The organism is Actinokineospora sp. UTMC 2448 (assembly GCF_024760565.1).
GTDB lineage: Bacteria > Actinomycetota > Actinomycetes > Mycobacteriales > Pseudonocardiaceae > Actinokineospora > Actinokineospora fastidiosa.
Genome location: NZ_CP031087.1, coordinates 5,044,432 through 5,066,420, shown reverse-complemented (window position 1 = coordinate 5,066,420; position 21,989 = coordinate 5,044,432). Strand labels below are relative to the sequence as shown.

Sequence of the window (21,989 nt, the reverse complement as noted above, 5' to 3'; positions counted from 1 at the left end):
CCAGCACCGCCCGCACCCCCAGCCCCACCAAAGCCAGCCGGCGCGGTCCCCCCACCGCCGCCCCCCAAACCCAGCACCACAGCACCCCCACCCCCACCCGCTCCGCCGCCCCCAGCCGCAGCGGCCCCACCACCCGCTGCGGCGATCCCGGGTGCGGCGGCGGTCCCGCCCCCCGCTGCCGCGACAGCGGCCGCGGCGAGCCCCCCACCCGCTTCGGCGGTGGCGGGTGGGGCGGCCCCGCCGTCCGTTCCGGCGGTGCCGGGTGCGGCGGCGGTTCCGCCCTCCGCTGCCGCGACAGCGGCCGCGGCGAGCCCCCCACCCGCTCCGGCGGTGCCGGGCGCGGCGGCCCCACCGTCCGTTCCGGTGGTCCCGGGTGCGGCGGCGGTTCCGCCCTCCGCTGCCGCGACAGCGGCCGCGGCGAGCCCCCCACCCGCTCCGGCGGTGCCGGGCGCGGCGGCCCCACCGTCCGTTCCGGTGGTCCCGGGTGCGGCGGCGGTTCCGCCCTCCGCTGCCGCGACACCAGGCGCAGCGAGCCCCCCACCCGCTCCGGCGGTCTCGGGTGGGGCGTCCCCGCCGTCCGTTCCGGCGGTGCCGGGTGCGGCGGTCCCGCCCCCCGCTCCCGCGACAGCGGCCGCAGCGAGCCCACCACCCGTTCCGGCGAACCCGGGCGCAGCGGCCACTTCACCCGCTCCGGCGGTGCCGGGTGCGGCGGTCCCGCCGCCTGCTTCGACGAAACCGGCGGCTGTCGTGCCCCCACCGCCCCCGGCCCAACCATTGCCGGGTGCCGCCGTGCCGCCCCCTCCTCCTCCTCCTCCTCCGAAGCCAGCCGCTACGGCTCCGCCGCCGGTTCCGGTGAGTACGGGCGCGACGGCTCCACCGCCTGCGCCGCCGAAGCCGGTCGGTGCCGTGCCGCCTCCCGTGCCTCCTGCGGCCAGCAGTGCGCTCAAGCTGCCGCCGCCACCTGTGCCGAAGGCATCGGTCGACAGTCGATCCCTGCCGCCGCCCCCACCTCCGCTCCCGCAGGTTCCCCCACCGGCAAGCCCACCCGAGCATGCCGCCAACGGGCAGACGGCTAGCTCGATCCCGCTCCCCGCGATCACCCCCAAGCCCTCCGCGGACAAGGTCGGTCCTATGGACAGCACTCCTCCCGAACCGCCCCGGTTGCCCACTGTCGAGGAGCGGGACGCGGCCAAGAAGTTGGTGGTGCCGGTTGCCGGGGTCGGGCAGACCGGGAAGGGGGAACTGCCGCAGCAGCCGAAGCCCGCGGCGCCCGTCACCCGCAAGCGGCCGCCCACCACCAAGCTCAAGCCCGGTGACCTGGTCTGCGGCGAGTGCGGCGAGGGCAACGCGCCCACCCGCAAGTTCTGCAGCCGATGCGGCACCTCCCTGGCCGACGCCGAGGTCGTCAAAACGCCGTGGTGGCGGAAGCTGCTTCCCAAGGGCGGCGCCAAGGTCCGCAAGACCGGCGACCGTCCCAAGGGGACCCGCCAGGGCCAGTCCAAGTTCGCCGAGACCGCTGGCGCCGTCTTCCGCGCCACCCGCAGGGTCGTCTCCATCCTCCTGCTGATCGCCACCATCGCCTACGGGGTCTCCAGCCAGTTCCGCGGCTGGGTCAACGAACGCGCGCTCGGCGCCAAGCAGTGGGTGGAGGAGCTCGTCCTCCCGCAGTACGACCCGGTGTCCCCGATCGCCGTCAAGGCGACCGCGGCGTTGCCCGACCACCCCGGTGAGGCCGCCGTCGACGGCAACACCAAGTCCTACTGGGCCACCTCCGGCAACAGCAAGCCCATCCTGATCCTCACCTACGACCGCCCTGTCGACCTGGAGAAGGCCATCGTGCGCGCAGGCGCCCAGGACGGGTTCCAGAGCATGCACCGCCCCCGCAGGCTGCACCTGGTGTTCGACACCGGACGCACCGCCGACGTCGAGCTCAAGGACCAGCCGGACCCGCAGGAGATCAGCTTCGAGAACGGCCAGGGCGCGCGCAGCGTGGAGATCCACGTGATCGACGTCTTCAAGTCCGTCAAGGGCACCGACCTGGCCTTCACGGAGATTGAGATGTTCATCCGACGATAGACTCCCCGGCATGGGGAAGACCTACGACCGCATCGACGGCAGGCTGCGCGACTTCATCGACGCGCAGCCTGTCTTCTTCGTCGCCACCGCGCCGGTCGACGGCGGGCACGTGAACGTCAGCCCGAAGGGGCGGTCCGGCTCGCTCACCGTCCTCGACGAGCGGACCGTCGCCTACCTCGACTTCGGCGGCAGCGGCGCGGAGACCATCGCGCACCTGCGCGAGAACGGCCGCATCACGCTCATGTGGTGCGCCTTCGACGGCCCGCCGAACATCGTGCGCGTGCACGGGACCGGCGAGCCCGTCTTCCGCGACGACGAGCGGTTCCCCGCGCTCGCGGCCCGCTTCCCCGACGGCGACAAGCCCGCGATCCGCGCCGTGATCGTCGTCACCGCGACCCGCATCAGCGACACCTGCGGGTTCGCCGTCCCGTTCATGGAGTACCGCGGCGAGCGCACGCTGCACGAGGAGCACTTCGGACGCAAGTCCGATCCCGAGTTCGCCGAGTACTGCGCCAAGAAGCCGCACGTCGGCGCGAGCCTGGACGGCCTGCCCGCGCTGCCGCTGCCGCTCCCGCCGCGCGCCGACCTCAGCCCCGGGTCAGGAACTCCGGCGGCGACATCGACGGGTACACCACCAGCAGCCGCCCCGGCTGGATGAACTCCGGCGCCACCCCGGCCACGGTGGCCGTGACCGTCCGGGTCCCGATCGCCGCCTTGGGGAACAGCAGCAGCGAGACGCGGAACGCGCCCTCGTTCGACGACTGCGCGGTCGCGGTCTCGATCGACTCCTGGTAGCCCACGGTCACCGCCGCGTTCGCCGGGAACCCCGTGCCGCTCACCGAGATGACCCGCCCCGGCCTGCTCACGCCCGGGTTCACCACGATCACCGGCTGACTGCCGGACCCGCGCAGCGCCACCAGGTGCGGCGCGCCCGGCGCGTCGCTGGCGATGACCAGCACCCCGGTCCGCGCCCCCGGCCGGGTCGGCCGGAACTGCACGACCACCCCGCAGGACGCGCCCGGGGCGAGGACGGCGCAGTCGGTCGAGCGCACCGAGAAGTCGCCGGCGGCCGTCGGCGGCGCGGGGAAGGTCATCGGGGAGCCGCCGGTGTTCGTGACCGTCACGGTCGCGGTCGGGTCGGTGGACAGCAGCAGCCGCGCCCCGAAGTCGACCGGGTTCGGCGTCGCGGCGAACTCGGGGCCGTCCGGGACCACCGGGACGTCCGACCCGCTGCCGCGCAGGTCGACGGCGAACTCCCGGCCGTCGGCCAGCCGCACGACCAGCACGCCCGACCTCCCGCCCGCCGCGGTCGGCGAGAACCGCACCCCCGCCAGGCAGGAGTCCTCGCGGTGCAGGCGGACGCCCACGCACGTGTCCGCGCCCGGGGCGAAGTCGACGCCGTCCACCGTGATCGAGGCGATGGTCAGCGGGCCTGCGCCGACCACGCGCAGCGTCGCCGTCCGGTCGCGGGTCGAGCCGACCTCGGTGTCGCCGAAGTCCACCGGGTCCGCCACCAGGGTGGGCAGGAACGTGCGGACGAAGCCGTCCCACTCGCGCGCCTCGGGCGCCGGGTCGTCGGCGGTCAGGTCCTCGGAGAAGGAGTCGAAGGCGACCCGCCCGCCGTCCGCGCTCAGGCTCGGCACGCCCTCGCCGTCGCCGAAGTCGAGGATCCACTGGCTGGGGCTCAGGCCGCTGCTGCGGTTCCCGGCGCAGGTCTCGCCATCGGGCACGTTCTCCGAGCAGAACGGGTCGAGCCCGGGGGAGGCGAGCACGCCCGGCAGGCGGTCCGCGCCCGCCGTCTCGCGGGCCTCGTCCAGGATGAGGTCACGCACGACGACCTGGCAGTAGGTGCGCAGGTCCCGCTCTGCGTCCGGCGGCGGGACGGCGGCCACCGAGTCGGTCTCGTGCAGGCACGAGCTGGAGTAGGGGCCCCAGTCGACGCCGTCGTGCATGTCCAGGGAGTCGGTGACGAACGCGAGGTACCGGCCGTCGGCCGACAGCGCGGGCCGGGCGCCGTTGCGCGGCTCGCCCGCGTTGTTCCGGGAGGCGATCGACGACCGCTCCTCGCCGCGCAGGTGCACGTAGACGTTGGGCTGGTCGGCCAAGGGGAACCAGGCCCCGTCGGAGTTGGTGTCGTAGGCCTGGGCCTCGAACGCCACGACCGAGCCGTCCCCGGACAGGGCCGGGAACCGGACCCCGACCTCGCGGCTGGTGCCCAGGAACGCGCCGTCCTCGTCGAAGTCCACCCTGGACACCTCGTCGGACTCGTCGCCGACGGCCAGGCGGACCAGCACGATCGCGGTGAAGTCCGGGGCGGGGGCGCTCTGCCCGGCCAGCCGCAGCAGCGGCCGCCCGCGCAGGCCCGGCTCGGTGTACTCGACGAAGTCGACGGTCATCGCGACGTGCGTGCCGTCGGCGGACAGCGCGCCGTCGTAGGCGCCCACGACGAACCGGAGGTCGTCGGGGTCGGGGTCGGCGCCGACGGTGCGGATCGGCGAGGTCGGCGCGCCGCTGTCGAGGTCGCGGTAGCGGACCACCCACCGGCGGCCGGAGTCGCCGATGGACTCGTCGGTCCACAGCACCCGGCCGCCGTCGGCGGAGATGCGCGGCGTGCGCGGGCTGCCCTCGTAGATGTCGGAGTCGGAGATCCGGTGGAACTCCAGGAGGCTGTCGTCGAGCGTGCCGTTGCCGTCGCCGTCGCGGTCGGCGACGACGACGTCCGCCGGGTAGTCGTCGCCGGTGATGTCGGTCGACGTCGTGACGAAGGCGACGTAGCGGCCGTCCGCCGAGATCGCGGGCTGGGCGCTGTCCCCGTTGGGCGACACCGCCTCGCCCTCGGAGTAGGCGACGCTGACCTGGGTGGTGACGCCCGTGGTCAGGTCGCGGGCGAAGACGTTGACCGAGAAGTCGTTGTCCAGGTCGGTGTAGGAACCGCGGGAGGAGAAGACGACGTGCCGTCCGTCGCCGGAGATCGCGGTCTCCACGGCCTCGGAGTTCGGCAGCGTCGCCTCGGTCGAGCGGGTCACCAGCGCGGTGTCGCCGGGGGCGACGGCCGCCGTGCCCGCGGGGACCCAGACGACCAGCGCCGCCGCCGTCACCACGACGAGTCCGAGCGCGCCGCGGCGGACCGCGGCCGATCGCGCTGCGCGCACCGGTACCTCCCCTGATCGCGGACTGCGCAGCCGAACCTAGGCGCGCTGAAGGAGAAGATGACCAGGTGCGCGGGTGGCGAAGCGGTCGCCGTGGGGTGCCCGTTGGGGCAGCGCGCGCTGCCCGGCCCGGCACCCCGCGCGGCGTCCCCGCCGTCCGCGGTGATCGAGACACTTCCCCGCATGGGAGCCACCACGACGCTGGCGGGCCGCGAGCTGGCCGCCACCCCGGGCGAGACGGTCGTCACCACCGTGCGCGTGCACAACTCCGGCCCGCTGGTCGACCAGTTCAGCGTGGACGTCGTCGGCGAGGCGCGCGAGTGGACGACGGTGACCCCGCAGGTGGTCAACCTCATGCCCGGCCAGGAGGCCGAGGTCGAGGTGGCCTTCGCCCCGCCGCGCTCGTCGCAGGTGCTCGCGGGCGCGGTCCCGTTCGGCGTGCGGGTCGCCTCGCGCGAGGACCCGACCGGGTCGCGGGTCGAGGAGGGCGCGGTCCTGGTCGCGCCGTTCACCGACCTGCAGCTGGAGCTGGTGCCCAAGACGTCGACGTGCAGGCGGCGGGCGCGCCACCAGCTGGTGGTGGACAACGCGGGCAACCACCCGCTGTCGGTCGAGCTGCACCCGTCGGACCCGGAGGAGCAGCTCAAGCTCAGCCTGGACCACGCCGCGCTGACCGTCGAGCCGGGCACCTCGGCGTTCCTCAAGCTGAAGGTGCGCCCGTACGACCGGTTCCTGCGCGGGCAGGACCGCAGGCTGCCGTTCCAGGTGACCGCGGTCGCCCCGGAGACGCCGCCGGTGCACGCCAACGGCACGGTCGTGCAGCAGCAGCTGCTGCCGAAGTGGCTGCTGCCCGCGCTGATCGCCCTGCTGGTCATCGCCATCGCCCTGGTGACGCTGTGGTTCACCGTGCTGAAGCCGACGCTGCAGTCCGCGGCGCGGGAGGCCGCGGTCGAGGCCGCCGAGGAGAAGCAGGCCGAGGTCGCCGCGAAGGCCGACAACGCCGCCGCGCAGGCGGCCGACGCCCAGCAGAAGGCGGACGCGGCGCAGAAGGCGGTCGAGGACGGCGGGATCGCCCCGCCGAAGCCGTCCGTGGTCTCCCCGGGCGGGGTGGACATCTCCGCGGGCAGCACCACGGACTTCCGCATCACCGCCAGCGCCCCGACGGCGGCCAACCCCACCGACTTCGCCACCTTCACCGCGGACCCGGCCCCCGCTGCGGACAAGACGCTGGTGATCACCGACATCCTGCTCCAGAACCCGCGCGGCGACGCCGGACTGCTGCAACTGCGCCGAGGCGACATCGTCCTGCTGGAGGTCGGGCTGGCGAACTTCCGCGACCTGGACTACCACCTGGTCGAGCCGTGGACGTTCGCCCCCGGCGAGCAGCTGGTGCTCGCGGTCAGCTGCGAGGACCCCGCCACCGACACCTGCACCCCCGCCGCGTCCTTCTCCGGCAGACTCGCGGGCTGATCCGGGAACAGCGAAACGGCGCGATCGGGTGATCGCGCCGTTTCCCTGTGCACGCTGTCAGATCAGGCCCTCGCGCAGGGCGTAGGCCACCGCGTGCGAGCGGTTGCGCAGCTGGAAGCGGTTGGTCACGTCGTGCAGGATCGACTTGACCGTCCGCTGGGAGTAGCACAGCTTGTCCGCGATCTCCTTTGTGGACAGTCCGGACGCGACCAGCCGCAGCACCTCGGTCTCGCGGTTGGTGATGCCCGCCAGGTGCAGCCCGCGCGGCTCCAGCACGTGCCGCTGCAGCCGGGACACCCGGCTGAGCAGCCTGCCCAGCAGGTCCGGCGGCAGCGCGCCCTCCCCGGCGGCAGCGGCCTTGACCAGCCGCACGAGCACGTCCGGCGTGGTCTCGCTGCGCCGCGCCACCGCACACACCCCGCCCTCGACGGCGGTCAGGATCTCGGTGTCCTCCAGCTCGCCCGCGACGAGCACGATCCGGCCGAACCCCCGGCACTGCACCGACTTCAGCAGCGTGTTGGCCCGGTCGTCGAACCGGTCGGCCACGACGAGGGCCACCGCGTCCTTGACGTCCGCCGCGGCGATGTCGTCGACCAGCCACACCTCCGGTCTGGTCCGCAGCGCCATGTGCACCCCGTTGCGCAAGATCGGGTCCGTTGCCCTGATGACGACGGCGGTCCGGTTCTGCTCCAACATGGTCCCCACCCCTGTTCGCTCGGCTGCCCGATACCTTGCCCTTTCAGGCGTCCCGGGCGCATGGGACCGGTGTCCCGGTTGGGACCCTTCTTGGTGCCCTTTCCGCCTACTGCCGGTAGTTCTCGACGGTGCTCTCGTCCCTCGGCGCCGCCGCGTCCGGGTCGTCGCTCGCGCCGCGCAGCGCCCGCCGCTGCCGCAGCAGGTCCCAGCACTGGTCCAGCTGGACCTCGACGGCGCGCAGCCGCCGCGCCTCGTCGTCGGGCTCGATGTCGCCCTGTTGGGCGCGCTCGCGCAGCCGGTGCTCCTCGTCGATGAGGCCCTTGATGCGGTCGTGGATGTCGGTGTCGTCCATGCCGCCCCGGGTACCCGGGGGACACCCGGCCGAATCAGCGGCCGCTGCCCAGGCCCGCCTGCCGCGCCCGGACGATGGCCTGCGCGCGGTCGGCGACGGCCAGCTTGGCGAAGATGCTGGACACGTGGTTGCGCACCGTCTTCGGGCTCAGCGTGAGCCGGGAGGCGATGGCCGCGTTGCTCGCCCCGTCGGCCAGCAGGGCCAGCACCTCCCGCTCGCGCGAGGTCAGCTCCGGGAACGGCACGTCCGGCGCGGCGGGCGGGGTCGTGAAGAAGCCCAGGACCCGGCTGGCGATGTCCGGGCCGAAGATCGCCTCGCCGCGGGCGACCGCGTGCACGGCGCGCACGATCTCCTCCTGGCCGGACCCCTTGAGCAGGTAGCCCCGGGCGCCCGCGCGCATGGCGGCGAAGACGGACTCGCTGTCGTTGAACATGGTCAGCATCAGCACGCCGGTGTCGGGGCGCGACGCCACGATCTCCCGGGTGGCGTCGATGCCGGTCATGTCGGGCAGGTGGACGTCCATCACCACCACGTCCGGCCCGAACGCCCCGGCCGCCGCGATCGCCTCCGCCCCGGTGGCCGCCTCGCCCACCAGGTCCACGGTGGGCTCGCCCGCCAGCACGGTGCACAGTCCGAACCGGAACAGCGGATGGTCGTCCACGACCAGGACGCGCGTCGTCGCCACGGCGCTGGACGTCATCACGGCACCCCCTCCTTGGGCAGCGGCAGCGTGGCCAGCACGCGGGTGCCGCCGCCGTCGTCCGACCGCACCAGGCAATCGCCGCCCAGCTCGGCCGCTCGCTCCCGCATAGACGCCAGGCCGACCCCCGCGGTTGCCACCTCCGACAGGCCGATGCCGTCGTCGACCACCTCGATGTGCAGTTCGTCGTCCACCCACAGCCGCACCGAGCACGATCGCGCGGCGGCGTGCCGGGTGACGTTGGTCAGCGCCTCGCACACGATGCGGTAGGCCGCCACGTCGACGGACGCGGGCAGCCTCGGCATGACTGTCGGCACCTCGACCATGATCGTGACGCCCTCGTGCCCGCCGATCTGCGCGGTGCGGCTGGCCAGCGCCCCCGCGTACGCGCGCAGCGCCTGGACCAGCCCGATCTGGTCCAGCACCGGGGGCCGCAGGCCGTGGGCGAGCCTGCGGATCTCGGCCACGGCGTCGGCGAGCTCGGCGCGCAGCCGCGACAGCAGCGCCGCGGTGGGCGAGTCGGGGTCGACCCCGCGCCGGGCGGCGTCGAGGCCGAGCGCGATCGCGGCCAGCGTCGGGCCGACGCCGTCGTGCAGGTCGTGCAGCAGCCGCCTGCGCTCCTCCTCGCGGGCGCGGACCAGCCGGTCGCGGCTGCGCCGCAGGTCGCGGGTCAGCCGGGCGGTGTGCACGGCGGCGCCGAGGTGCGCGGCCACGTCGGCGAGGGCGACCCGGTCGCGGCGGCGCAGCACGCCCGTCCCGCCCGCGATCAGCGTGCCGACCGGCGTGCCGGAGAACGTCAGCGGCAGGCGGTGCGTGTCGGCCGTCGGCTCGCCCGTGCTGGCCGCCGTCTCCGGCCCGGCGGGGCCCGCGAACTCGACGGCCACGTACGGCAGGCGCAGCGCCCGCGCGACCGTGGCCACGATGTCGGGGAGGGTCTCGCCGGGCGCGCGGGTGCCCGCGAGCCGATCGGCCAGAATGGACACCACCCGGTACGGGTCGTCCGGATGGCCGAACAGCCTGCGGTTGACCCGCTCGCGGACCCAGCCGTGCAGGGGCTGCACGAGCACCGCCAGCGTCGCCGCGGCCAGCGCCTGCTGCCACAGCCGGTCCATCGGCGGGAACAGCAGCGACAACGCCGTCACCACGCCGATGTAGGCGCCGATCATGCCCGCGCTGACCACGCCGTAGACCAGCGAGCGGCTGATCGCGACCTCGATGTCCAGCGCCCGGTGCCGCAGGATCGCCGTCGCCACCGCGATCGGCACCGGCAGGAACGCCAGCGTGTGGTAGCGCTCGGGCAGCAGCGGCGCGCCCACCAGCGCGGTCGGCAGGGCCCACACCGCCAGGTACGTCAGCACGCCCGCGCCCATCGCGATGGCCAGCAGCCGCAGGCGCCTGCGCGACTCGACGTCGGTGACGTAGGTGTGGATCAGCACGCCCAGCACGAGGATCGGGTAGACGAACAGGGCGGGCATCGCGGGGGAGGCCGTCGTGGCGAAGGTGGGGGAGATGAGCGAGACGACGCCGTACAGCAGCGGCCCGCCGAGGTAGGCGGACCCGACCTGCCACAGCGGGCGAGGCCCGGTGAACACGAGCGCGAAGTGCAGCATCGCGCCCCACAGCAGGACGAACGCGGCCTCGCCGACGTACCACCGCCAGAACTGGTCGCCCGCGGCGAGGTCGAGCGGCTGCAGCCCGAAGACCGCGGCGCCGGTCGTGGTCAGCACCGCGAACCCGGACGCCAGCAGCGCGGCGCGCGCCGCCGGTTCGCTGGGGCGCACGCGGAAGATGGTGATCGAGATGACCGCGAGCAGCCCGGCGACCAGCAGCGTCGGCCAGCCGTTGTTCAGGTCGCGGGTCAGCGGGTAGGGGCGCAGCGGGACCGGGATCGACTGCGCGACACCGTCGCGCACGATCTGGTAGACGAGGACGTCTCCCACCTGCGCGGCAGGCCCGCCCGCGTGAGGCACTTCCCGACCGTCGATGGACTCGATGAGGTCGCCCGGCCGCAGCGGACTGCCGGCGTCGGCGGTGATGACCACGACGCCCGCGGGGGAGTGCGCAGCGTCGCCGAGGTTGACCGTCGCCCCGTCGCCGGGCGCGAGCGCGCGGGAGAGCAGGCACCACCCGGCCGCGCCGAGCAGTGCGAGGGAGACCAACAGGACGATGGCACCCGACCGCCGACCGGACACGCGGCGATCATCCCGCACGGTACTGCTTCCGCGACAGTCCCCTCGCCTGGTCAGCCCGGCCGCGGCCACCCGGATGGAGCAGTGGCGCCTGCTCCGTTCCCCGCCCAGTGGCCCATCGCTGGACCAACCCGGTCGCCCGTTCCCGTTCGGGCGGACGCGGTCGCCCCGACGGCCGCCCTCCGGGCCCACGCCGGGACCGCCGCGCCGGGATTGGCTGGCGGGCATGGAGACCGTTGTCGTCGGCGCCGCCATCGTCCGCGCGGGACGCCTGTTCGTGGCCCGCCGCTGCAGGCCGCAGCCGGTGGCGGGCTACTGGGAGCTGCCGGGCGTCGAGGTGCCGGAGGGCGGCTCGGAGGCCAGCGCGCTCGCGGAGCTGTTCACCGTCGAGTTCGCGATCGATCTGCGGTGCGTGGACCGCATCCTGTCCGACCGCGCCCTGGTCTCCTGGCCCACGTCCACCGGCGACCCGGCCGTCCTGCGGGTCCTGCGCTGCCAGCTGCCCAGCCAGTCCACACTCGACCTCGACGCGGGCGACCCGCGCCCGAACCTCACCGCGTACGACGAGACCGACTGGGTGGACCTCGCCCAGCTCGACGCGGTGTCCCCCTGGCGCGAGGCCGACCGCATCACCGCGTTCGAGGTCGCCGACACCTATTGGTCGGACGAATGGTGGCAGTACGCGGACTAAGGCCAGGTCATCCCCTGTCCGGTGGACCGATCACCCCGGGATGGAAAGTGTTCGCGAAAGCGAACGTCACTATCGGGTAGTTGCGCCCTCATCTCTACATGAGCGGTGGCCCACCCGAGCGAGGGCCGGGTGGGCCACCGCTGTTCAGCCGGTGAAGGCGAGATACCGCTCCAGCACCGTGGCCTTCCACTCCTCCAGCAGCCGGACCCGCCGCGCCTCGTCGCCGCCCATCATCGCGTCCAGCGCCAGGCCGCGGACCAGGTTGACGCTGAGCAGCAGCAACGTCTCCACCTCGGCCTCGGGGAGGTCGCCTGCCGCCTCCCGGTACAGCGACAGCGTCGCGTGGCCGAGCGCGCGGTCCACCGGGCGCAGCGATTCCCGCAGTTCGGCGTCGGTCCGCGCGGCGACCCACAGCTCCACCGCCGCCGTCGACAGCGTCCCGGAGTAGGCCTCCCAGAGCAGATCGATGCCATGGCTGATCCGCTCCGGGCCCGGCGGCAGTTCCTTCGCCGACGCGGTGACCTGCGTGATCAGCCTGCCGAACAGGTGTTGCAGCGCGGCCGTCATCAGCTCGGCCTTGGTGGTGAAGTGGTGCTGCTGCGCCCCGCGCGACACGCCCGCCCGCGCGCAGATCTCCTGCACCGTGGTGCGCGCGTAGCCCAGCGAGACCAGGCACTCGATCGTCGCGTCGAGCAGCGCCTCCCGGGTCTGCTCGCTGCGTTCCTGCTGCGTGCGGTGGGTGCGTGTGGCCACCGAAACCTCCCAAGTCCTCGGCGGGACTTTACGGGCCGTCGACCGTGCGGGTACCTTCGCTCCTGAAGATACATTCCGGACTGATTGTTTTTCACCCCGTGGAGGCTCCGGTGAACCGCTCGCCGTGGATGGATGACGACCTCGACGCCTTCCGCGACCTGGCGCGGACGTTCTGCGAGAAGGAGCTGACGCCCAACGTCGAGCGCTGGATCGAGCAGAAGGAGGTCGACCGCGACCTGTGGCGCAAGGCCGGTGAGGTCGGCCTGCTGTGCCTGTCGATCCCCGAGGAGTACGGCGGGGGCGGCGGCACCTTCGCCCACGAGGTCGTGCTGATCGAGGAGCAGGCCCGCGCAGGCGACTCCGGCTGGGGCGTGTCCCTGCACAACGGCATCGTGGCGCACTACGTGCTGGCCTACGGGTCCGAGGAGCAGAAGCGGTCCTGGCTGCCCAAGCTGGCCTCCGGCGAGTGGGTCGGCGCCATCGCCATGACCGAGCCCGGCACCGGGTCGGACCTGCAGAACGTCAAGACCAAGGCCGTCCGCGACGGCGACGAGTACGTGCTCAACGGCGCGAAGACGTTCATCACCAACGGCGGCCAGGCCGACTTCGTCATCGTCGTGGCCAAGACCGACCCGACCAAGGGCGCCGAGGGCATCTCGCTGATCGGCGTGGAGACCGCCCGCGAGGGCTACCGCCGCGGCCGGGTGCTGGACAAGGTCGGGCTCAAGGCCCAGGACACCGCCGAGATGTTCTTCGACGACGTGCGCGTGCCGGTGGCCAACCTGCTCGGCCCGCAGGAGGGCCAGGGCTTCATCCAGCTGATGCAGCAGCTCCCGCAGGAGCGGCTGATCATCGGCGTGTCGTCGGTCGTCGGCATGGAGCTGGCGCTCAAGGTCACCCTGCAGTACACGAAGGACCGCCAGGCGTTCGGCCGCCCGGTGTTCGGCTTCCAGAACACCAAGTTCACCCTGGCCGAGGTCGCCACCGAGGCGCGCGTGTGCCGGGTGTTCCTCGACGACTGCATCAGCAAGCACCTGCGCGGCGAGCTCGACATCCCGACCGTGGCGATGCTCAAGTGGTGGACCAGCGACCGCGCGATGAAGGTCGTCGACGACTGCCTGCAGCTGCACGGCGGCTACGGCTACATGAACGAGTACCCGATCGCGCGCATGTTCACCGACCTGCGCGTGCAGCGGATCTACGGCGGGACGAACGAGATCATGAAGGAAATCATCGCCCGCACGCTCTGAGGGAGAGGAAGAACGTGGGACCGCTCACCGGCCTGCGGGTGATCGAGCTGGCGGGCCTGGCGCCCGCCCCGTTCGCCGCGACCATGCTCGCCGACCTCGGCGCCGAGGTGATCCGCGTCGACCGGGCCCAGCCCGGCTTCGACGTGCTCAGCTTCCCCAACGACCCGCTCACCCGGGGGCGGCGCTGGATCGGCGTCGACGTCAAGTCGCCCGTCGGGCGCGACATCGTGCTGCGCATGGCCGACGACGCGGACGTGCTGATCGAGGGCTTCCGGCCGGGCGTGGCCGAGCGGATGGGCCTCGGCCCGGACGACCTGCACGCCCGCAACCCCCGCCTGGTCTACGGGCGCGTCACCGGCTGGGGCCAGGACGGGCCGCTGGCGCAGGCGGCCGGGCACGACATCAACTACATCGCCGTGTCCGGCACGCTCGACCCGATCGGCCAGGCCGGACACAAGCCGACCCTGCCGCTGAACCTGGTCGGCGACTTCGGCGGCGGCGGGATGCTGCTGGCCATGGGCGTGCTGGCCGCGCTGGTCGAGCGGCAGACCAGCGGGCGCGGCCAGGTCGTCGACGCGTCCATGGTCGACGGGGCCGCGCTGCTGGCCACGCACCTGCACGGGCTGCGCAACCTGGGCGCGTTCAACCAGCCGCGCGGCCAGAACCTGCTCGACGGCGGCGCGCCGTTCTACGACACCTACGAGACCGCCGACGGCAAGTACGTGGCCGTGGGGGCCATCGAGCACCGGTTCTTCCGGGCGCTGGTCGAGGTGCTGGGGCTGGAGGACGTGCCCGAGCACACCAACCCCGCGAACTGGACCGCGCTCCGCGAGATCCTGGCCGACACGATCCGCACCCGCACCCGGGACGAGTGGGCGAAGCTCGCCGAGGGCACCGACGCCTGCCTGTCGCCGGTCCTGACGCCGGAGGAGGCCAGGACGTACCCGCACAACGTCGCCCGGGGGACCTTTGTCGACATTGGCGGCGGCGTCCAACCCGCGCCCGCGCCCAAGTTCAGCCGCACCGCCCCCGACACGCCGAGCCCGCCGAGCCAGGCGCGGGCCGACACCGCCGCCGTGCTGATCGACCTCGGACTGACCGAAGGGGAGATCGCGCAGCTCCGGGCCGATGGGATCATCGCCTAGATCACTCCATGGAGTGATCATCGGCCGGTGATCGTGTGGTTGCGCCCGTTGGGTGACATCCCGTATCCGAAGGCTGGCTTGCCGTACCGTTGTGCACGGAGAGTCTCGCGAACCGTGGTCACCGGTGCACAAGTTGGGCGATCATGTCAGCGGGAGGCGCGCCGGACGGGTTACCGCGCGTCGATCGGACAGGGAGAGGGCGATGGACGTCAAGAAGATCTTGATCGTGGCAGGCGTTGCGATCGTGCTGTTCTACGTGATCTCGCAGCCCAACTCGGCCGCGAACGCGGTCCAGGGGATCTTCGGGTGGCTGCGCGACGGCGCCGAGGCGATCATCACCTTCCTGCGGAGCCTGTTCGCCTGATCACTCAGGGTGATCTCCGGTGTCCGGATAAGATCCAAATTGGACCGTCCGGGTGGATCTCGGGGGTTAACCACCGGTAGGTGGGGTCGGCACGGAAATTGGGTCTGGCGATCTGTCGGTGCCTGCCCCTACGGTTTCAGCCATCGAGTGATCATGAGACCTCCAGGGAGGCGGAATGCTCGACGAATCCGGGGTCGACGCGCTGGTCCGGCAGTGGACCGCAGAGCGCGCCCAGGACGCCGACGCGGTAGAGGCGAGGCGGATCGCGTCGGAGTGGCTGGCCGAGGCCCCAGTGCCCGCGCAGCCGGGAATCCCCGGCCAGCGGGCCCGCGGCGGCGCCGCGCAGCGCTGGGCCGACGTGGAGGCCACCGACCCGCGCTACGTGGACGCCATGCGCAAGCGACTGCCCGGCGTCCCCGCCGAGCTGCTCGCCCAGGCGGCGGGCTGGTGGCAGATGGTCGGCGGCGTCGCCGAGGCCGAGGAGTGGTGGGACGCCGGTCTCAGCCCCCTCGACCAACGAGCCCTCGACTACCGGGCGGCGGGCCTGGCCCCCTCCGACCTGCGCCGCAGGCTCGGCCCCCTGACCGTCCTCGAACACCTCCGCAGGGGCAGCGCCCCCGCATGGTGCGTAGCCCGCCTGGCCCGCCAACGCCGCGAAGGCGTCGCCTGACCAGGCCCAAGGCGCCCCCTCGGGCCCCTTGACCCCCACACGCGCGGCGGCGACGTCCACCAGGATGCCGCCCTGCCCGCGTCCCGGCCTCCCCACCCCAGGCGCCCCAGCCTGACCACGAGGCCCACCACACCCGCCCCACGCCGGATACCGCTATGCCCGGCGCGAGGGCGGCCTGACTCCGGGATCGTTGCGCCGGCCGATGGCGATCGTGGCTGGCGACGCGGCCGAGCCCACGACCCACCCGGCGCGCCGAATACCGCTGCGCCTGGTGGCAGGGTGGCCTGACCTCGGGAACCGTCTCGTCGGCGGGTGGTGGTCCGGGCGAGGCCTGACTCCAGGAATCGTTTCGCTGGCGGGTGGCGAACCGGCCTTGCTGCGGGGGCGAGCCCAATCGGGACGAACGGCTCGCCGTGTATTGCCGCCTGCTGTGCGGGTGCTGGCCGGGAACTCCGCGACCGTTTGCGGGGTGGGTCGGTGATTCGGTCTAGCCGCGAGGACGGGTTTCAACCCCACCAGCGGCACGTCGGGTGCGTCCTACCTGCCGTGGGGTTGGCTCGGGGCCCCGGAACGGTCTGCGGGCGGGTGGCGATGCGGCCTGGTCCCGAGAGCAGCGGTCCACTCCGGAAGGACTGGGGCCAGCCCTGTCGGCTCCAAGGCCCGCCGCCGGGGAATCGGCGGGTGGTTGCTGGCGAGAAGCGCGACCCATGTCCCGCTGCGGCGCGTGCGGTGCACCGCTCTTCCTCCACGGCGTTCTGACCTCGGCAAACCTGTCCACCGGGGATCGCCGTGGGCCTGGTCTGACCTGCCACGGCCGCCACCGCCCAGGTGCCGACCTCCCAGCCCCCGTCGTGGGTGCCCCCGCCCGCGGAGCCACCAGGCGCGGTCGCCGGGCTGTGCCCCGCGAAGGCCGCCGACCCCTTCGGGGTGACCTGCCGATGAGGGCAGCGCTCCTGCCTGCCGGTCCTGCCCAGCACCCCCGCCCACTGGACGCGGGGAGACCTACTACCGCGTAACGTTCGCTCCGCCCCCGTCGTTGGGCTGGGGGGAAGGGGAGTGTGGTGGGAGAGCGGCGGAACGTGCGGGGCGCACTGCTGAGGTTGGCGGTTGTGGTCGCCGTGCTGGTCGTCGCGGCTGGTGTTGTGTGGGTTGTGCGGGTCACCTCGGCGCCGGTTGCCGGGCCGGTGGCGGATATCCCTGCTCTGCAGGTGCCCGCGGTCGACGTGGAGCCGGGGGCCGTCGCGCCCGTGCGGGTGGGGGCGCCCGCGCCGCAGGCGGGGGCGGCTGGGGCGGATCCGCTGAAGGCCTGGGCGGACGACGTCGCCACCCGGACGGACGTCCCCGCCCGCGCGCTCATGGCCTACGGCAACGCCGAGCTGGTCGTGCGGTCGACCGATCCCGACTGCGGCCTGTCCTGGGCCACCCTGGCGGGCATCGGCCGGGTGGAGTCCGACCACGGCCGCTACCAGGGCCGCACCCTCGGCGCCGACGGCCGCCCGTCGACGCCCATCATCGGCGTCCCGCTGGACGGCTCGCCCGGGGTGAAGGCCATCGCCGACACCGACGGCGGCGCGCTGGACGGCGACCGGACCGTCGACCGCGCCGTCGGCCCCATGCAGTTCATCCCCTCCACCTGGGCCCGCTGGTCCTCCGACGCCGACATCGACGGCGTCGGCGACCCCCAGCAGATCGACGACGCCGCCCTCGCCGCGGGCCGGTACCTCTGCGCGGGCGGGCGCGACCTGCGCACGCCGGAGGGCTGGTGGGCGGGCGTGCTCTCCTACAACAACTCCGTCGAGTACGGGCAGAAGGTGTTCGGCCTGGCCGAGCGGTACGCGCGCGAGAGCCGGACGTGAGCGCGATCTCTCAGGTCACGGGGGTTAGCATCGGGTTGTGCTGCGCAAAGTCGTGATCGTCGGGGTCAGCCTGCTGTCCCTGGTCGCGGCGTGCGCGCTCGCCTGGTGGCAGTGGGACCGGTTCACCGAGGCCAACGGCACTTTCCAGAACCTGGGCTACGTCCTGCAGTGGCCGCTGTTCGGCCTCGCCCCGGCGTACATGTTCTGGCGCTGGCACCGCCTGCGCACCCGCCCGCAGGACCCGGTCGCCGCCGCGCCGCCACCCCCGCCCCCGCGCCCGGTGATCGACGACTCCGGCGACGACGAGCTCGCCGCGTACAACCGCTACCTGGCCAGGCTGCACGAGAATCAGGAACCCCGATGACACAGAGCGACCCCATGACCGACGAGGAGAACCCGGCCCAGGCGGTGTCCGCCCCCGGGGTGCGCGGCGCCCTCGCCCGCTACCGGGTGCTGGCCTACGTCGTCGGTGTCGGCCTGTTGGCGCTGGTCGCGGCGATGGTGCTCAAGTACGCCTTCGACAACGCCTCCTTCGTGGCGATCGTCGGCCCGGCGCACGGCTTCCTCTACGCGGTGTACCTCGTGGTGGCGTTCGACCTCGCCCTCAAGGCGCGCTGGTCGGTCAAGGGCACGCTGTGGGTGCTCATCGCCGGGATGATCCCCTTCGTGTCCTTCATCGTCGAGCGCTCCGTGACCCGCAAGGTCCGCGCCGGGGAGAAGGTCTAGACCCCCGCGACGAGCGCGGGCTCGCGCACGCGCAGCAGGTGGGCGAGCTTGGCCCGGGTGTCGGACTGGCGCCGGGGCAGGTGCAGGAACAGCCGGATGTCCGGCCCGTCGAGCTGCCACGACTGCGTGTCGAAGCAGAGCGACCCGACCTCGGGGTGGTCGAGCTCCTTCACCTTGAGGCAGGCGTCGACGACCTCGTGGCTGTGCCAGAGGGCGGCGAACTCCGGGCTGCGCTCGCGCAGGCCGTTCACCAGGCGCACGAACTCCGGGTCGTCATAGCGCGCGGCCGCGCCGGTGCGGAACTGCGCTACGGCCAGCCGCCCGGTGCGCAGCGGGTCGACGTAACGGGCGCGGACGGCTGGATTTGTGAAGAAGCTCACCAGCAGATTGGGTTCGGATTCGACAATTCCGAACACCACGGCCGCCGAGGTGTTGTATGCGAGCAGGTTCCAAAGGCTGTCGATCACCAGTGCCGGACTCGGCATCCATTCGTCGACGATTGATCCCAGATCGAGGGCGCGCGGATCGGCCGCGTCGCGCAGATAGGGCGGCGGGTTGATATCGAGCAGCTGGTAAAGGTAGCGGATCTCCGACGGGCTCAGCCGCAATGCCGACCCGATCGCGCGCGCCACCGACTCCGAGACGTTGATGTCCCTGCCCTGCTCCAGCCACGTGTACCAGGACGTGCCGATCCCGGCGAGGACCGCGACTTCCTCCCTGCGCAGGCCCGGAGTGCGCCTGCGCCCGGGCGAAGCGGACAAACCGCAATCACTCGGTCTTAAACGCGATCTTCTGGTGCGCAGAAAGTTGGCTAATTCTTCACGTTTACGGCTTGTGCCCCCTGATCTACCCATGTCAGCGAGCATCGTCGCTCATCTGGTAAATGTCAAGCGGTCATGGTATGAGGCTGCCCGTTCGTGCCGGTCGACCGGCGCTAATGCGAAGCGGAGTAGATGAATAGGAAACAATCGTGAAATGCATCCGATGATCGGCGCGGATTAGCCGACCCTGACCCAGACGCCGAGCGCAGCCGCGGCCAGCACCGCGCCCGTCAGGCACACGGCGGGCCATCCGCCCGCCGCGTAGGCGATGCCGGACGCCGCCGACCCGAGCGCGCCGCCGAGGAAGTACGTCCCGGTGTAGGCCATGGTGACGCGCGCCCGCGCCTGCGGCCGCAGCCGGTAGATGACGCTCAGGTTCGTCACCTGCACGCCCTGGACCCCCAGGTCGAGCGCGATCGCCCCGATGACGAGGGCGGGGAGCCAGTGACCGCCGTCGACGGCCATCACACCCCAGCTGGCCAGCACGAGGGCGAGCAGGACGCCGGTCGTCGCCTTCTCCCTGCCCCGGTCGACGAACCGCCCCGCCGTCCGCGCCGCGATCGCGCCGACGACGCCCAGCAGGCCGAACGCGCCGATCAGCGCCTCGCCCATGCCGTGCGGCGGGCCGCCGAGCAGGAACGCCGACGACGCCCAGAACGCGCTGAACCCGGCGAAGCCGAGGAAGCCGTAGACGCAGCGCAGCCGCAGCACCGGCTCCTCCCGCACGATCGTCGCGACCGACCGCAGCAGCGCGCGGTAGCGCGTGCGCTCGCCCACGGGCGCGTCCGGGAGACGTCGGTGCAGGACGACCGCGAGCCCGACCATCAGGGCAGCCGCCGTGAGGTGCACGGCCCGCCAGCTGCCCGCCCAGTCGGCGACCAGCCCGCCGCCCGCCCTGGCCAGCAGCACGCCCACCAGCACGCCGCTCATCACCGTGCCGGTGGCCCTGCCGCGCTGCTCGGGCGCGGCCAGCGTGGCGGCGAAGGCGACCATGATGGGCGCGACCACCGCGGGCACCGACATCAGGCCGGACAGGACGGTCAGCGCCCAGAGCGTCGGCGCGGCCGCGGACAGCGCCTGGAGCACCGCGACGATCCCGAGCAGCGTGACGACCAGCCGCCTGCGGTCGCGCATGTCCGCCAGCGGCACGACCAGCACGAGCCCGAGCGCGTACCCGGCGGTCGTCACCGTCACCAGCTGGGACGCCGCGCCGCTGCCGACGCCGAACTCGCGCGCTATCGCGGTGAGCAGCGGTTGCGCGTAGTAGATGTTGGCGACCGCCATGCCCGCCGCGACGGCGAACAGGGTCACCATTCCGGTGGACAGGCCCGCGTCGGCGGGCAGCCGAACCGGGCCGCGCTCTGAGGCCACGGTCCCCCTCACTCCCGGGTGTGCCACCAGCGTGCCGCAGCGCGCCGGGCGCGGCCAGGCAGCGGGCGTCCCCCGGTCGGCGGGTACTGGTAACAACAGGACCAGGCACTTCCGGCCGCGCCTCAGCACACTGGGTAGCGAGATCACAACGCCGGGAGATGACGTCGATGCGCTTGGCCGCCCTCGCCGCCGTGCTGCTGACCGCGGCCTGCGCCGCTCCGGCGCCGACCGCGCCGGTGCGGCCCGCGCCTGCGCCTTCCGTGCCCCCGCGATCCGCGTCCACCGCCACGACGACGCCCGAGCAGGCGGGTTGGCGACCGCTCGCGCAGGCCCCGTCCGAGCGGACCGAGGTGACTGCCGCCCGCGCGGGCGGGGAGGTCGTCGTGGTCGGCGGCCTGGTGGACGACTGGACCCCGCTCGCGCTCACCGAGGTGTACGACATCGCCGCCGACCGCTGGCGGACCGGCCCGGAGCTGCCGGTCCCCGCGCATCATGCCATGTCGGCCACTGTGGACGGTGCGGTTCACGTCTTCGGCGGCTATGACGCCGCCCGCGACCCGCTGACAGCCGTCCACCGCCTCGACGGCACGACGTGGACCGCCCGCGCCCCGATGCCCGAGCCCCGGGCCGCCGGCGTGGCGGTCGCCGTCGGCGGCCGGGTCTACCTCGCTGGCGGGATCGGCCCGGACGGCCTGGCGGAGCACATGCTGGTCTACGACGTCGCCGCCGACAGCTGGTCCACCGCCCCCGGCCCGCCGACCGCGCGCGAGCACCTGGCGGGCGCGGCGATCGGCGGGACCGTGCACACGATCGGCGGCCGCGCGGGCGGAAACCTGGCCGCGCACGAGGTCTACGACCCGGCGCGCGGCGAGTGGTCCACGCGTGAGCCGCTGCCCACGCCCCGCAGCGGTCTGGGCGCGGCGACACCGTGCCCGGACGTGGTGGTGGCCATCGGCGGCGAGGGCGCGTCGACGTTCGCCGAAGTCGAGGCCTACTCGGCGGACACCGGGACGTGGGCATCGCTCACCCCGACCCCGCACCCTCGGCACGGACTCGGTGTCGTGGCGGTGGACGGCGCGGTGCTCACCTTCGCAGGCGGTCCGCGCCCGGGGATCACCGCGTCCGCGACGGCCGAGGCGCTGGGTGTCGACTGTGGAGCATGATCACCTCGGCCTGCGGACGCGGCGGCTGATGGCGCAGGTGAGCCGGGCCGAGCAGGTGCGGCGCCCGGCCTCGTCGGTGATGGCGATCTCGTACGTTGCGCTGGTGCGGCCCTCGTGCAGCGGCGTGGCGACGCCGGTGACGATGCCGGACGCGACCCAGCGGTGGTGCGTGCACGACAGGTCGGTGCCGACGGCCTGGCCGCCGTCGCCAGCGTGCAGCCACGCGGCGAACGAGCCGAGCGTCTCGGCGAGGGCCGCGTTGGCGCCGCCGTGCATGATGCCGACGGGTTGCCGGTTCCCGGACACCGGCATCGTGCCGACGACCAGTCCCGGCCTGCACTCGACGAGCGTGATGCCGAGCTTGGCGATGAGCTGTTCAGCCTGGTAGTCGGCATTCACCTGCACGGGGAAGAGGTTCGTGGACACGGGCAGGCCCTTCGCGGGAATCGGTAGGTCGGTCCAGTGTGTACGGGCGGGCGCGCGGCCCGGCATTCGTTTGTAGCCCACATCACCGTGGTGTTCGCGGTACCTGTTTGGCCGTACATGT

Annotated in this window: 21 protein-coding genes; 12 read left to right on the top strand and 9 right to left on the bottom strand. The window is 73.2% G+C overall.

Features of this window, described 5'->3' with window-relative positions; all coding sequences use genetic code 11:
- Positions 1–1,131: 1,131 nt before the first annotated feature.
- A complete protein-coding gene (locus Actkin_RS22970) occupies positions 1,132–2,076 on the top strand; it encodes a zinc ribbon domain-containing protein (protein ID WP_258908093.1) in 945 nt (314 codons plus the stop codon).
- A 10-nt stretch (positions 2,077–2,086) separates the two neighbouring features.
- Entirely contained in the window at positions 2,087–2,734 is a 648-nt protein-coding gene (locus tag Actkin_RS22965; RefSeq protein ID WP_258904224.1) for a pyridoxamine 5'-phosphate oxidase family protein, read from the top strand.
- Here the strand turns inward: Actkin_RS22965 and Actkin_RS22960 are convergent.
- Entirely contained in the window at positions 2,664–5,228 is a 2,565-nt protein-coding gene (locus tag Actkin_RS22960) for a choice-of-anchor D domain-containing protein (RefSeq protein ID WP_258904223.1), read from the bottom strand. The genes Actkin_RS22965 and Actkin_RS22960 overlap by 71 nt on opposite strands.
- 57 nt (positions 5,229–5,285) lie before the next feature.
- On the opposite strand from Actkin_RS22960, the gene Actkin_RS22955 reads away from it, so the two are divergent.
- Entirely contained in the window at positions 5,286–6,695 is a 1,410-nt protein-coding gene (locus tag Actkin_RS22955; RefSeq protein WP_258904222.1) for a COG1470 family protein, read from the top strand.
- Positions 6,696–6,752: 57 nt separating this feature from the next.
- Here the strand turns inward: Actkin_RS22955 and Actkin_RS22950 are convergent, their stop codons facing one another.
- The 4 genes from Actkin_RS22950 to Actkin_RS22935 all read right to left on the bottom strand — a co-directional run bounded on the left by Actkin_RS22950 (position 6,753) and on the right by Actkin_RS22935 (position 10,602).
- A complete protein-coding gene (locus tag Actkin_RS22950; protein WP_258904221.1) occupies positions 6,753–7,391 on the bottom strand; it encodes a helix-turn-helix transcriptional regulator in 639 nt (212 codons plus the stop codon).
- Between the two features lie 106 nt (positions 7,392–7,497).
- Entirely contained in the window at positions 7,498–7,743 is a 246-nt protein-coding gene (locus Actkin_RS22945; RefSeq protein ID WP_189211471.1) for a DUF2630 family protein, read from the bottom strand.
- Positions 7,744–7,777: 34 nt separating this feature from the next.
- Positions 7,778–8,443 carry a response regulator gene (locus Actkin_RS22940; RefSeq protein ID WP_189211470.1) on the bottom strand — a complete coding sequence of 222 codons (666 nt, stop codon included), beginning with the start codon at positions 8,441–8,443 and terminating at the stop codon, positions 7,778–7,780.
- Positions 8,443–10,602, bottom strand: coding sequence for a sensor histidine kinase (locus tag Actkin_RS22935; protein WP_258904218.1), 2,160 nt, complete (start codon positions 10,600–10,602; stop codon positions 8,443–8,445). The genes Actkin_RS22940 and Actkin_RS22935 overlap by 1 nt, the downstream gene beginning before the upstream one ends.
- 256 nt (positions 10,603–10,858) lie before the next feature.
- On the opposite strand from Actkin_RS22935, the gene Actkin_RS22930 reads away from it, so the two are divergent.
- Complete coding sequence (locus Actkin_RS22930) at positions 10,859–11,323, top strand: NUDIX hydrolase (protein ID WP_189211468.1); 465 nt, start codon at positions 10,859–10,861, stop codon at positions 11,321–11,323.
- A 144-nt stretch (positions 11,324–11,467) separates the two neighbouring features.
- Here Actkin_RS22930 and Actkin_RS22925 read toward each other — a convergent pair whose 3' ends face one another.
- Positions 11,468–12,076, bottom strand: a complete 609-nt coding sequence (locus tag Actkin_RS22925; protein ID WP_189211467.1) for a TetR/AcrR family transcriptional regulator — start codon at positions 12,074–12,076, stop codon at positions 11,468–11,470.
- 128 nt (positions 12,077–12,204) lie between these two features.
- Here Actkin_RS22925 and Actkin_RS22920 point away from each other — a divergent pair, with 128 nt between their 5' ends.
- The 7 genes from Actkin_RS22920 to Actkin_RS22890 all read left to right on the top strand — a co-directional run bounded on the left by Actkin_RS22920 (position 12,205) and on the right by Actkin_RS22890 (position 18,087).
- Complete coding sequence (locus Actkin_RS22920) at positions 12,205–13,326, top strand: acyl-CoA dehydrogenase family protein (RefSeq protein WP_189211865.1); 1,122 nt, start codon at positions 12,205–12,207, stop codon at positions 13,324–13,326.
- A gap of 14 nt (positions 13,327–13,340) precedes the next feature.
- Positions 13,341–14,471, top strand: coding sequence for a CaiB/BaiF CoA transferase family protein (locus tag Actkin_RS22915; protein ID WP_189211466.1), 1,131 nt, complete (start codon positions 13,341–13,343; stop codon positions 14,469–14,471).
- A gap of 202 nt (positions 14,472–14,673) precedes the next feature.
- Positions 14,674–14,835 (top strand): hypothetical protein, encoded by a 162-nt coding sequence (locus Actkin_RS22910; protein WP_189211465.1) that lies wholly within the window; start codon positions 14,674–14,676, stop codon positions 14,833–14,835.
- 175 nt (positions 14,836–15,010) lie between these two features.
- Positions 15,011–15,505: a helix-turn-helix transcriptional regulator gene (locus Actkin_RS22905; RefSeq protein WP_189211464.1), complete on the top strand. Its 495-nt coding sequence runs from the start codon at positions 15,011–15,013 to the stop codon at positions 15,503–15,505.
- A gap of 1,061 nt (positions 15,506–16,566) precedes the next feature.
- Positions 16,567–17,361, top strand: coding sequence for a lytic transglycosylase domain-containing protein (locus tag Actkin_RS22900; RefSeq protein WP_229786991.1), 795 nt, complete (start codon positions 16,567–16,569; stop codon positions 17,359–17,361).
- A 37-nt stretch (positions 17,362–17,398) separates the two neighbouring features.
- The gene (locus Actkin_RS22895) at positions 17,399–17,725 is read left to right on the top strand and encodes a hypothetical protein (protein ID WP_189211462.1); all 327 of its coding nucleotides are present in this window, start codon (positions 17,399–17,401) and stop codon (positions 17,723–17,725) included.
- A gap of 14 nt (positions 17,726–17,739) precedes the next feature.
- On the top strand, positions 17,740–18,087 hold the full coding sequence (locus Actkin_RS22890) for a DUF3817 domain-containing protein (protein WP_189211864.1): 348 nt from the start codon (positions 17,740–17,742) through the stop codon (positions 18,085–18,087).
- Here the strand turns inward: Actkin_RS22890 and Actkin_RS22885 are convergent.
- Positions 18,084–18,941 (bottom strand): helix-turn-helix transcriptional regulator, encoded by an 858-nt coding sequence (locus tag Actkin_RS22885; protein ID WP_258907975.1) that lies wholly within the window; start codon positions 18,939–18,941, stop codon positions 18,084–18,086. The genes Actkin_RS22890 and Actkin_RS22885 overlap by 4 nt on opposite strands.
- 144 nt (positions 18,942–19,085) lie before the next feature.
- Positions 19,086–20,279, bottom strand: coding sequence for an MFS transporter (locus Actkin_RS22880; RefSeq protein ID WP_258904216.1), 1,194 nt, complete (start codon positions 20,277–20,279; stop codon positions 19,086–19,088).
- Between the two features lie 158 nt (positions 20,280–20,437).
- On the opposite strand from Actkin_RS22880, the gene Actkin_RS22875 reads away from it, so the two are divergent.
- Complete coding sequence (locus tag Actkin_RS22875; RefSeq protein ID WP_258904215.1) at positions 20,438–21,442, top strand: Kelch repeat-containing protein; 1,005 nt, start codon at positions 20,438–20,440, stop codon at positions 21,440–21,442.
- Here the strand turns inward: Actkin_RS22875 and Actkin_RS22870 are convergent, their stop codons facing one another.
- Positions 21,443–21,868 carry a hotdog fold thioesterase gene (locus Actkin_RS22870; protein ID WP_258904214.1) on the bottom strand — a complete coding sequence of 142 codons (426 nt, stop codon included), beginning with the start codon at positions 21,866–21,868 and terminating at the stop codon, positions 21,443–21,445.
- Positions 21,869–21,989 lie beyond the last annotated feature (121 nt).